Origin of the sequence: Methyloceanibacter sp., assembly GCF_050728395.1 — a bacterium.
In the GTDB taxonomy this organism is placed as follows: domain Bacteria; phylum Pseudomonadota; class Alphaproteobacteria; order Rhizobiales; family Methyloligellaceae; genus Methyloceanibacter.
The window spans coordinates 1-10,661 of sequence record NZ_JBOHJB010000088.1; the positions used below are offsets into that span (position 1 = coordinate 1).

General features: G+C 65.1%; 11 protein-coding genes. 4 read left to right on the forward strand and 7 right to left on the reverse strand.

The window, feature by feature from the left end; translation table 11 throughout:
• The 4 genes from ACREC7_RS13435 to putA all read right to left on the reverse strand — a co-directional run.
• Positions 1-1,242, reverse strand: a 1,242-nt coding sequence (locus ACREC7_RS13435) for an amidohydrolase (protein WP_431556199.1), incomplete at its 3' end; no start/stop codon positions are given.
• Positions 1,243-1,257: 15 nt separating this feature from the next.
• Positions 1,258-1,980: a DnaJ domain-containing protein gene (locus tag ACREC7_RS13440; RefSeq protein WP_431556200.1), complete on the reverse strand. Its 723-nt coding sequence runs from the start codon at positions 1,978-1,980 to the stop codon at positions 1,258-1,260.
• Positions 1,981-1,992: 12 nt separating this feature from the next.
• The gene (locus ACREC7_RS13445) at positions 1,993-2,724 is read right to left on the reverse strand and encodes a VWA domain-containing protein (protein ID WP_431556201.1); all 732 of its coding nucleotides are present in this window, start codon (positions 2,722-2,724) and stop codon (positions 1,993-1,995) included.
• Between the two features lie 78 nt (positions 2,725-2,802).
• On the reverse strand, positions 2,803-5,982 hold the full coding sequence (putA, locus tag ACREC7_RS13450) for a bifunctional proline dehydrogenase/L-glutamate gamma-semialdehyde dehydrogenase PutA (protein ID WP_431556202.1): 3,180 nt from the start codon (positions 5,980-5,982) through the stop codon (positions 2,803-2,805).
• Positions 5,983-6,099: 117 nt separating this feature from the next.
• Between putA and panC the strand changes: the two genes are divergently transcribed.
• Positions 6,100-6,963 carry a pantoate--beta-alanine ligase gene (panC, locus tag ACREC7_RS13455; RefSeq protein ID WP_431556203.1) on the forward strand — a complete coding sequence of 288 codons (864 nt, stop codon included), beginning with the start codon at positions 6,100-6,102 and terminating at the stop codon, positions 6,961-6,963.
• Here panC and ACREC7_RS13460 read toward each other — a convergent pair.
• Entirely contained in the window at positions 6,950-7,393 is a 444-nt protein-coding gene (locus tag ACREC7_RS13460; protein WP_431556204.1) for a DUF1489 family protein, read from the reverse strand. The two genes, panC and ACREC7_RS13460, sit on opposite strands and share 14 nt — an antisense overlap.
• Before the next feature lie 217 nt (positions 7,394-7,610).
• On the opposite strand from ACREC7_RS13460, the gene bufA2 reads away from it, so the two are divergent.
• The 3 genes from bufA2 to ACREC7_RS13475 all read left to right on the forward strand — a co-directional run bounded on the left by bufA2 (position 7,611) and on the right by ACREC7_RS13475 (position 9,572).
• Positions 7,611-7,871, forward strand: a complete 261-nt coding sequence (gene bufA2, locus ACREC7_RS13465) for a BufA2 family periplasmic bufferin-type metallophore (protein WP_424389244.1) — start codon at positions 7,611-7,613, stop codon at positions 7,869-7,871.
• A 67-nt stretch (positions 7,872-7,938) separates the two neighbouring features.
• Entirely contained in the window at positions 7,939-8,790 is an 852-nt protein-coding gene (gene bufB, locus ACREC7_RS13470; protein ID WP_431556205.1) for an MNIO family bufferin maturase, read from the forward strand.
• On the forward strand, positions 8,787-9,572 hold the full coding sequence (locus ACREC7_RS13475) for an HvfC/BufC family peptide modification chaperone (protein ID WP_431556206.1): 786 nt from the start codon (positions 8,787-8,789) through the stop codon (positions 9,570-9,572). The genes bufB and ACREC7_RS13475 overlap by 4 nt, the downstream gene beginning before the upstream one ends.
• On the opposite strand, the gene ACREC7_RS13480 is transcribed toward ACREC7_RS13475, so the two are convergent.
• Positions 9,520-10,407: a YdcF family protein gene (locus ACREC7_RS13480; protein ID WP_431556207.1), complete on the reverse strand. Its 888-nt coding sequence runs from the start codon at positions 10,405-10,407 to the stop codon at positions 9,520-9,522. The two genes, ACREC7_RS13475 and ACREC7_RS13480, sit on opposite strands and share 53 nt — an antisense overlap.
• Before the next feature lie 15 nt (positions 10,408-10,422).
• The coding region (locus tag ACREC7_RS13485; protein ID WP_431556208.1) for a magnesium transporter at positions 10,423-10,661 on the reverse strand (239 nt) is incomplete at its 5' end.

Below are 10,661 nucleotides of genomic sequence, written 5' to 3' on the forward strand. Positions count from 1 at the left end.
ATCGACGAGCTGCAAATGGGCCATTTGGTGGCGATTGTCCTTGTCGCCGTTGGCAGCCCGGGCCGCAGCAAAAGCGTCGAGGCCCGCGCGCACGGCGCCGTCGCCGATGGCATGGATGTGCACCGCGACGCCGGCAGCGTCGAGCTTGGTGACCAGCCGCGCGAAGCGCTGCGGATCGAAATAAAGCTCACCGACATGCTTGGTCGGTTTGCCATCGGCGTCGAGATAGGGCGTCAGCATCGCCGCCGTTTGCGCCGGGTATTCCATCACTCCATCGGCGAACACCTTGACCAGGTCGGAGCGCAGGAAATCCGGATCGGCGTCGAGAGCCTTGCTCGCACCAACCAGCCGCGCCACCGCCTCATCGCTGTCGTCGCTCGGATCGGCGGCGTAGATCGCAGCGCGCACGCGCATGGAAAGCCTGCCGGTATCGTAAAGTTTCCGCCACACCTCAGCCTCATCCGGCGTCACATAGGCATCCAACAGTGAGGTGATGCCGTAGGCCGACATGCGCTTCAGCTCGGCCGCAGTCGCTGCTGCCCGTTCCTCGAGTGGCGGCACCGGTATCTTCCCGGTTATCAGGGTCGCCGCGCTATCAGTGAAGGAGCCGGTCGGCTCGCCGGTAGCATTGCGGGCAATCTTGCCGCCAGGCGGATCAGGCGTCGAAGCGGTAACGCCGCTAAGCTCAAGCCCGCGGCTGTTGACCCAAATCGTGTGCCCATCATTTCCTTCGAGCGCGATCGGCCTCTTCGCCTCGATCCTGTCGAGTTCTTTCGCCGTTGCCGAGAAGCCGTAATTGTCGAGCTGCACGGCCTCGAACCAGTTGTCGGCACCGCCTGGCTCCTTGGCGAGGCAGGCTTCGATCACCGGCTTCAGCGCATCGATGTTGGCTTTGACGCCGGCAAGGCTGCACTTTGAGCGGTCGACCGCACCGAGGATGGGATGGATGTGGGTGTCGATCAGCCCCGGCAGCACCAGCTTGCCGTCAAGGTCGATCACCTTGGTGTCGGCGCCGATCAGCGTCGCCATGTCGCGATCCGTGCCGACGGCGAGGATGGTATTGCCGCGAAAGGCGATCGCCTGCTTGATCGAGCGCGCCGGATCGGCGGTGTAGATCTTGCCGCTACGCAAGACGACGTCGGCTTTGGCTTGCTCTTCCGCCCCGGCACCAGCCGACGAGCCCCACGCAAGGAGAGCTAGGATCGCCCCTGCCGCCATCAAGCCCCTCCAACGTCGCGACATCAAAACCTCCCAAGCCTACTTGCGCCCGAGCAGAACGTCCTTGGCCTCGTTGATGCGCGCGGCGAGATAGGTCGAGCCGCCCTGGTCGGGGTGGAGCTTCATCATCAGCTTGCGATGCGCGGCGCGGATTTCTTCCTCGCTGGCCCCTCTTTTGAGCCCGAGCACCTCGTATGCCTCTTCGCGCGGCATGCGGATTCGGCCGCCGCGCGGCGGCCTCGCCTGCTCCTTGCCAGCGTCCTCCGCCCTTCCTTCACGCCAACCTGGAGCGCGCCGGTCGAGATAGGCCTCGATCAGGGCTGCGCCTTGAGCGTCGCTGTCGCGCAGCTCCTCGAGCAGAACGAGGAGCTCGGCTTCGCTCAGCGAGGACAACGTCCGTCCGGCAAACTGGCCCTTGAAGCAGCGTCCCTCCATCTCGCCGCTGTCATGGTCGAGCATCATCTCGAGCGCATCGGTGCGCACTTCGGATCTCTGCCCCGGCGACTTCCGCGACGCGAACGGTCCGCTGGATCCGAACCAGGATCTGACCGGCAGCCCGAGCAGCGCGAGGCCAAAAAACGCAAGCGGAATGGCGAGCGGCAACGCCCCGCGCGCGGTCAGGAAGGCAGCAACCAAGAGAAGGAGAATGCCCCCTGCCATGCGCATGCCGGCAGCGAGCCTCTGCGGATTCGCCGAGGCGAGCAGGCGGGCGCCAAAGACGAGGAGCAGAAGGGCCGCGAGACCGGCGAGGAAGGCTGGCATTGTCTGAGAGCGCTACGAAAGTTGTTCGAGAAGCCGCACCGCGGCGCCGCTCTTGGTCGCTGCGCCGTAATCTTGCAGCGCCTTGCGCCCGCCGCTGGCATAGACGGCGACCGCCGCCAACAGTTCGCGCAGTTGCCGGGCAGAGCCAGCGTCGAAATGGCAATAGGCGCCGCGCGTAAGCCTCGCGATCTCCTTGAACGCACGCTCGGCTTTTGGCTCGCGCCCTTCCTGGAACAGGAACATCGGCACACCGAGCAGCGCAAGCTCACCAGCCCGCGCGCAAAGCTCGTCGATGTCCTCCTCCATGCAATCGCCGACATAGACGACGGCGTTGACCTTGGCCTTCTTGCTTTCGCGGCGGGCGTGGGCAAGCACCTTGCATATCTGGGTGAAGCCACCCTGGCAAGCGACGCCGGTCATCAACCGCGCCAGCGCCTCAGGGTCGCCGACCCATTTGCTCGCCTGCGTCTCGTTGAGTCCGCGGAAATAGACGAGCTGCACATCGAGACCGCCAGCCTCCTTCACGGCACGGAACATGTCGGCTTGAAGCTTGAGCGCAAGGTCCCAGGTCGGCTGCCGGCTCATGGTCGCGTCCATGGCAAAGATCAGCCGCCCGCGGCCAGAGCCCGCAGGAATCATGGACTTCACACGTGCGAGGAAGGAATCGACCTCGGTGCCGCTCGAGCGCGTGGTTTCGACCGCGCTCTTCTCTGTCTTCAGCGGCGTCTTCGATTGAGCCGCCATAATTCGAGCCTCCAACCGGCGTGTCCCCGGCCGCTAAACATGGACCCTCGCATGCCAGTCGACAATGGTTTGGCCTGCTTATTCTTCGTCGGACGCGGCGGCGAGCAGGGCCGCATTTCCGCCCGACGCGGTCAGGTCGGTGGTGCGCACTCGCTCAAGAGCAAAGCCCTTCAGGTAGTTCGGGCCTCCGGTCTTTGGCCCGGTGCCTGACAGGCCCTCCCCGCCAAACGGCTGCACGCCAACCACGGCCCCGATCTGGTTGCGGTTGACGTAAAGATTGCCGACCTTCACCCGCTCTGCCACGAAGTCTGCCGTGGCTTGCACGCGCGTATGCAACCCGAGCGTCAGCCCGTAGCCCGTGGCGTTGATCGCCTCGCAGACCTCGCCCAGCCGGTCGCCGGCGAAATTGACCACATGCAGGATCGGCCCGAACACTTCCCGCTGAAGCAGCGTGAGCGAGGGAATGGCGTAGATCGCCGGCGCCACATAGGTGCCGTGCGCGCAAGCAAGCGGCACCGGCAGATCGAGCAGCTCGCGCGCCTCATGCCGCATGCGTGCTTTGTGCTCCTCGAGCGCGGCCTTCGCCTCGGCGTCGATCACCGGGCCGACATCCGTCGCATAGTCGAGCGGATCGCCAATGACGAGCTCGCGCGCCGCGCCAAGCAGCATGTCGAGCATGCTCCCAGCCACGTCCTCCTGCAGGAACAGGACGCGCAGCGCCGAGCAGCGCTGACCGGCACTGTCGAAGGCAGAGGCCAACGCATCGTCCACCACCTGCTCAGGCAAGGCTGAGGAATCCACGATCATGCAATTCTGGCCGCCGGTCTCGGCAATCAACTTGACGATCGGCCCGTCGCGTTGGGCGAGCGCCCGGTTGATGGCGATCCCGGTACCGGTGCCGCCGGTGAAGGCGACGCCGTCGATGCGCGGGTCGCGCGTGAGTGCGGCGCCGACCGTCTCGCCGCGTCCGGGAAGGAGGTGCAGCACGTCGGCCGGGACACCGGCGGCATGGAGATGGCGCACGGCGCGCGCCGCGGTGAGCGGGGTTTGCTCCGCGGGTTTCGCCACTACGGCATTGCCTGCGGCGAGCGCGCCGGCGATCTGGCCAGTGAAAATGGCGAGCGGAAAGTTCCACGGCGAGATACAGGCAAAGACGCCGCGCCCATGCAAGCTTAGCTCGTTGCGCTCTCCGGTCGGACCCTTGAGCTCAAGCGGCGCGGCAAAGCTCCGGCGCGCTTCCGCCGCAGCGTAGCGGAGATGATCGACCGCCTCGCGCAGATCTTTTTGCGTGTTGGCAAGCGTCTTGCCAGCCTCCCGCACCATAAGGCCCATCAGCGCAGCTCGGTCGGCCTCGAACAGGTCTGCGGCGCGGTCGAGGATCGCGGCGCGAGCCTCGCCGCCTTTTTCGTCCCAACCCCGAGACGCGGATTTCGCAGCGGTCAGCGCCCTGTCAATGGCAGGCGGATCGGCAGCGCAGCAAGTCCCCACCACAACCCTTCGGTCATGCGGTGAGGTGATGTCGATGGTCTCGACCCCTTCCAGATCTTCGCCGCAGACGATCGGACCGGCTTCCGCCGGCGTTGCCAGCGCTTTCTTGACGGCCGTCACCAGAGGCTCGCGGACCTCATCGGCCCAAAGCGGCAGGCCAAGGCTGTTCTGCCGCTCGGGCGCAAACAGGTTCGGCGGGACCGGGATCAGCGGATTGGCTTTGGGCTCGACCCTCGCCGCCTTCTCCACCGGATCGGCGACGATCGCCGAGATCGGCGCCTTGTCGTCGGCGAGCCGATTGACGAAGGAAGTGTTGGCGCCGTTCTCGAGCAGCCGGCGCACGAGATAAGCGAGCAGGTCCTTGTGGCCGCCGACCGGCGCGTAGATACGACACGGTTTGCCCAAGGCCTCCGGCCGCACCACCTCCTGGTGCAACGCCTCGCCCATGCCATAGAGCCGCTGGAACTCATAATCGCTATTTCCCGCCAGCACGGCAATGGCGGCGATGGTGTGGGCGTTGTGGGTAGCAAATTGCGGAAAGATTTGCTGCGGCTTGGCGAGCAGCGCCCGCGCCGCGGCGAGATAGGCGACGTCGGTATTCACCTTGCGCGTGAACACAGGGTATCCGGCAAGCCCAGTCTCCTGCGCCCATTTGATCTCGCTGTCCCAATAGGCGCCCTTGACCAGCCGCACCGGAATGCGGCGCCCAGTGACGTCAGCCATCCGGCCTAGCCACTCGATCAGTGGCAGCGCCCGCTTGCCATAAGCCTGCACCGCGAGCCCGAGCCCGTTCCAGCCGGCGAGTGCGGGGTCGGTGAACAGAGGCTCCAGTAGCGCAAGGCTCAGATCGAGCCTGTCCTGCTCTTCGGCGTCGATGGTGAGCGGCAGCCAGGCCTCGCGCATGGCAAGCGCAAGCTCGCGCAAGGCCGGCAGAAGCTCCTCGTGCAGCCGCGCTCCTTGCGACGGCTGGTAACGCGGATGCAGCGCCGACAGCTTCACCGACAGCCCGGGCCGCAAATGTAGCTCTTGCTCATCGCGCATCTGCGGCGAGCCGGCCCAGGCCGCGATGACCTCGACCGCCTCGTGATAGCGCCTCGTATACGCCGCCGCGTCCTCTGCGGTACGCGCCGCCTCGCCCAGCATGTCGAAGGAAAAGCGATAACCTTCGGCCGCTTCGTCCTCGGCATTGGTGAGCGCGTCACCGATGGTTTGGCCGAGCACGAACTGGCCGCCCAGAATGCGCATGGCCTGACGGAGCGCCTGGCGGATCACCGGCTCGCCGCTCCGCCCGATCAGGCGCTGGATCATGCTGCCTGGACTGTCGCCTTCGCCCTCGCCCCAATCGATGACGCGACCGGTCAGCATCAGCCCATAGGTCGAGGCGTTGACGAGCAGCGAGCTCGACTGGCCGAGATGCCGCGCCCAGTCGCCCGAGCCGATGGTGCCGGCGATCAACCTGTCGGCGGTGGCGGCGTCGGGAATGCGCAGCAAGGCCTCGGCGAGGCAGAGCAGCAGCACGCCTTCGCGGCTCGACAGGCCATATTCATGCAGAAAGGAATCGACGCCGCCGGACTCCCGCCGCCCTGCCCGCGCCGCGAGCACGAGCCTCTCGGCAATGTCCGCGATCTGGCGCTGCTCGTCCTCGCTTGCCCGCGCCTGCCCGATCAGCGCCGCGACAAGCGTCTCTTCGTCGCCGAGCAGCGCCTTGTTCAAGTCGGCACGGTCCGGTAAGGACAGCCGCTCCGCAATCCCGACTCTTGGCTCTCCCATGGCGCCGATTCTAGCCCTTACACCCTTCATCGTCCCATCTTGATCGCGGTCATATCGGCCGCGGTCGGAATCCAGTATTAAACCCTGCGAACACCAACCTCTTTGACGGAAATGAGAATGGCTGCATCGATTGCCACCGTCCAAACCGTGAAGGACCTGCGGACTGAGGTCGCCAAATGGCGCAAGGCCGGCGAGACCATCGCGCTGGTGCCGACCATGGGCGCGCTCCATGCCGGACATCTGTCGCTGGTCGCCGTCGCCAAAAGCCGGGCGAAGCGCATCGTCGTTTCGATCTTCGTCAATCCGACCCAGTTCGGGCCGAAGGAAGATTTCAAGCGCTATCCGCGCGACGAGGCCGGCGACCTCGCAAAGCTCACACAGGCCGGAACCCATCTCGTCTATATCCCCGACATGGAAGAGATGTACCCGCAGGGCTTCGCCACTAAAGTGAGCCTGCCGAGCCTGACCGAGGATTTGTGCGGCGCGGCGCGGCCAAACCATTTCGAGGGCGTGGCCACGGTTGTGACCAAGTTGCTCCTGCAATGCGCATCGGATGTGGCGGTGTTCGGCGAGAAGGATTACCAGCAGCTCCTCGTCATCAAGCAGCTGGTGCGCGATCTCAATATCCCGGTCGAGATCGTGGCCGCACCGATCGTGCGCGAGGAGGACGGGCTCGCGCTCTCATCGCGCAATTTCTATCTCTCCCCCTCCGAACGAACGACGGCTCCGATCCTCCATCAGGTCCTGAGCGAAGTAGCCACCGCCTTGGCCAGCGGCGAAGGTTGCGACGCCACCTCCAGCGCCGGACGCTTCAAGCTCGAGGGCAAAGGCTTTCGCGTCGACTATGTGGCCGTCCGCGACCCAGAGACTCTGGCCCCACTCTTCGGGCCTATCAGGGGACCCGCGCGGGTGATGGGCGCGGTCTATCTCGGCACGACGCGCCTGATCGACAACGTCCCTACCGCACCTAAAAGTCGATGAGGCGAAGCTCGCGCAAGTCCGCGCGCATGGCTTGCGGCATCTCGCCGTCGTCGTCCTCAACCACCCGGAGATCCGGCGGCGCGTCGGCCGCAGGCAGATAGCGCCAGCCTTGAAAGGCGCGGCGGGCTTGCGCGCGGGTGGCGACGAGCACGGGATCGAGCACGATGCCGCAACAGGCGGTGCCGTCCTCCTTGAGGTCGGGTCTGATGTCGATAATCCGCTGGCGCACCAGGATGACGCCTCTGATCACCCAATAGAGCGACCCGCCGTCGAGCACCTCGCCCCGCCGCCGCGGCGTCTGCAAGGTGCGATGGCAGTGTTCGGGCGTCTTGCCGGCCCGCTTAAGACGTTTCAGCCTCTCGGTCTGCCAGTCCTTGAGCTCCTGCACCGTATCGACACCGACGCAGAGCTTGATGAGATGGAGCGTCATTCTTGCCTTCGGCTCATGCGGATCATCATCGAGCCTTCATATTATCCCGCAAGGTCAGCCTGCCCAACCCGGAGAGCAATTTTCCTGCGGATAAATCACGGCAGACTGACGTAAGCGTGATCAGGAGTGACGAAAGCACGCACGGATTCCCCGCTATAGCTCGTGCTCGGTGGCTCTCGCCGCCACCAGTGCCAACTCATGCGAGAGGAGAGGAAGAATGAAGCTCACCAAGAAATCCGGTGCCAAGATGGCCATGACCGCCGCCGCGTTGATCATTTCCGGGGCGACGCTCATCGCCGCAGCCAACGCCGAGACCTTCAAGGGCCGCTGCTTTGGCGTCAATGGATGCAAGGGCCAAGGCAATTGCAAGTCCGCCAAAAATGACTGCAAGGGCAAGAATGACTGCAAAGGTCATGGCTGGCTCGAGATGCTGCAGGCAGAGTGCTCAAACGCCGGCGGTCAGTGGGAGTCGATCTAGTCCGCTAGGCATTGCGACCGGGAGCCGGCGGTCGCCGGCTCCCGACTAGAGCGTGGGGAGCCGATCAATGAGCGACAAGCCGCCCTTCCTTGGCTTTGGTCTAGGCCTCAGGCCCCAGCATTATTCGGAGATTCTGGAGGGCTCGCCTCAAGTCGACTGGTTCGAGGTCCTTTCCGAGAACTACATGATCGAGGGCGGTCAGCCCTTGCGCATGCTCGACCGGATTTGCGAGCGTTACCCCGTAGTGATGCACGGCGTGTCGCTCTCCATCGCCTCCACCGCACCCCTCGACCGGGAGTATCTCGCCCGTCTCAAGACGCTTGCCGCCCGCGTCAACCCCAAGTGGATCTCAGATCATCTGTGCTGGACCGGCGTGCATGGCGTGAACATGCACGATCTCCTGCCCGTGCCCTACACCAAAGAGGCGCTCGACCACGTCGTCGATCGCGTGAGCCGGGTGCAGGACATTCTCGGGCGCCGGCTGACGCTCGAGAACGTGTCGAGCTACGTGACCTTCGGCCAATCCGAGATGACCGAATGGGAGTTTGTGAGTGAGGTGGCGAACCGCGCCGATTGCTGGCTCCTGTTCGACGTGAACAATGTCTATGTGAGCGCCTTCAATCACGGCTTCTCTACCGACGATTTCTTGAACGGCGTGCCGCGCGATCGCGTGGTGCAGTTCCATGTGGCCGGCCACAGCCACGAGGAAAGCCATATCATCGATACCCATGACCACCCGGTCTGCGACGAGGTGTGGGACGTGTATCGCGCCGCCGTCGCCCATTTCGGGCCGGTGTCGACCATGATCGAGCGCGACGACAACATTCCGCCGCTTGCCGCGCTTGTCGACGAGCTCGACCATGCGCGGAGCATCGCACGCGAGGTGCTTGGGCGCCCGAGCCTTGCAGCCGCGGAATGACCAGCCTCAAAGAGCTGCAGGAGAGCTTTCAGCGCGGCATTCTCGCCAGCGACGACGCGATCCTTGCGGAGATTAAGGACAGCCCAAAGGAGAAGCGGAAGGTGCTGTTCGGCGTCTACCGCAATGCCTATGTTGCCAGGCTCGCCGAGGTTCTGGCCGACGACTACGAGCAGGTGCACGCTTATCTCGGCGATGCCGGTTTCGCCAAGCTCGCCAAGTCCTATATCGCCGCCCACCCGTCTGATCGGCGAAGCGCCCGCGACTTCGGCCGCCACGTTCCGGACTTCCTGAAGACCGATCCTGGCTTCGCTGCTCATGCAGAGGTCGCCGAAATCGCCGCACTGGAGAAAACCCTTGCCGATGCCTTCGATGGCCCCGAGGCCGAGCCCTTGGACCTCGCTGCGCTTGCCGAGGTCGCGCCAGAGCTTTGGACCAAGCTTGTCTTCACTTCCCACCCCACGGCGCTCCGTCTCACCTTCAAGACCAACGCCACCGACATCTGGTCTGCACTGCGCAACGGGAGCGCACCTCCGCCGCCGCGCCTGTTGCCGGAGGGGCAAGCCGTCCTTATCTGGCGGCAGGACGTGACCGCGCGCTTCCGGCCGTTGGACCCTGAGGAAGCGATGATGTGGGACGAGGCTGCTGCCGGCACGCGCTTCGGTGTGCTGTGCGAGATGGTGGCGACCTATGGCGGTGAAGACGGCGCCGACTTCCGCGCCGCGAGCTATCTCAAGGATTGGGTCGACATGGGGAGCCTGGCGGGCTTCCGGCTTGCTTCGTAGCAAGGTCGCAGCCGCCGGCCACCGTTTTGGGCGCAGGCAGGAGCGAGTCGGTCCGCCCAGCGAGTCGATAGGCGAGCAGGCCAACCCACTCCCGCGCAGCGACATCGACACGCCGCAACCCCTCTGAAACCTTGTCGAAGGGGCGCGTGAGATCGGCGCGTCCCCGCGTCCGGTAATCGACGGGCCAGGCGTCCACGTCGAAGCCTGCCCGGCGAAAGGAGGCGATCGCGCGCGGCATGTGATAGGCCGAGGTGATCAGCACCCAGCGCTTGCCGGGACCGAGCAGGCCGAGCTTGTCGAGCTCGGCCTTGAGATAGAGGGCGTTCTCGTATGTGTCGCGGGCGCCAGCCTCCAGGATCAGCCGTTCCGGCGCGACACCCATGTCGGTGAGCATGCTCCCCGCACCTGTCGCCTCTGAGTCGGACGGATAAAGAATGCCTGCATCGCCGCCGCTGAAGGCGATCTTCGCCTCCGGGAATTTGCGGGCGAGCATGACCGTCTCAACTATCCGCTCCCCTGCCTCGTTCAAGGTCGGGGCCTTGCGCGCTCTTCCCACCAGCCTGTCCTCGGCGCCGCCGAGCACGATGAATCCCGTCGGGGCCGGCGGTTGATCGAGATTGGCGCGCGGGAAGCGGTTTTCCAGCGGCAGGATGAGGGCGTTGCCAAGCGGCGAGAGGCCCGCCACCAGCAGGAGAACCGCGCCGACGGTGACGAAGCGCCGTCCCCACCGCGCCCAGCCGGTCCAGATCAAGATCGAGCCGTAGGCGATGATGAGCGCGATCAGCGTGGAGGGTTGCAGCAGGAACCACAGCACCTTGGCGAGATAGAAGAACATGTTTGGCGCCTGCCCTTACGTCAGCCACAAGGCGGCGAGGCCGAGAAAGGCGAAGAAGCCGACGCAGTCCGTCATCATGGTGACGAACACGCCCGACGCGATCGCCGGATCGAGGTCGAGCGCGTGCAACCCGAGCGGGATGAGGATGCCCGACAGGGCCGCGACCAGGAGGTTGATGATCATGGCGGCGCCAATCACTACCCCCAGCTGTCCACTGCCGAACCAGTAAAACGCGATTGCGCCCATGATAAGGG

What these genes read in the sequence shown, in the direction of transcription:
- putA (WP_431556202.1), bottom strand. Translation starts at nt 5,982, where the DNA reads ATGGGAGAGCCAAGAGTCGGGATTGCGGAGCGGCTGTCCTTACCGGAC.
- ACREC7_RS13440 (WP_431556200.1), bottom strand. Translation starts at nt 1,980, where the DNA reads ATGCCAGCCTTCCTCGCCGGTCTCGCGGCCCTTCTGCTCCTCGTCTTT.
- ACREC7_RS13480 (WP_431556207.1), bottom strand. Translation starts at nt 10,407, where the DNA reads ATGTTCTTCTATCTCGCCAAGGTGCTGTGGTTCCTGCTGCAACCCTCC.
- ACREC7_RS13445 (WP_431556201.1), bottom strand. Translation starts at nt 2,724, where the DNA reads ATGGCGGCTCAATCGAAGACGCCGCTGAAGACAGAGAAGAGCGCGGTC.
- bufA2 (WP_424389244.1), top strand. Translation starts at nt 7,611, where the DNA reads ATGAAGCTCACCAAGAAATCCGGTGCCAAGATGGCCATGACCGCCGCC.
- panC (WP_431556203.1), top strand. Translation starts at nt 6,100, where the DNA reads ATGGCTGCATCGATTGCCACCGTCCAAACCGTGAAGGACCTGCGGACT.
- ACREC7_RS13475 (WP_431556206.1), top strand. Translation starts at nt 8,787, where the DNA reads ATGACCAGCCTCAAAGAGCTGCAGGAGAGCTTTCAGCGCGGCATTCTC.
- bufB (WP_431556205.1), top strand. Translation starts at nt 7,939, where the DNA reads ATGAGCGACAAGCCGCCCTTCCTTGGCTTTGGTCTAGGCCTCAGGCCC.
- ACREC7_RS13460 (WP_431556204.1), bottom strand. Translation starts at nt 7,393, where the DNA reads ATGACGCTCCATCTCATCAAGCTCTGCGTCGGTGTCGATACGGTGCAG.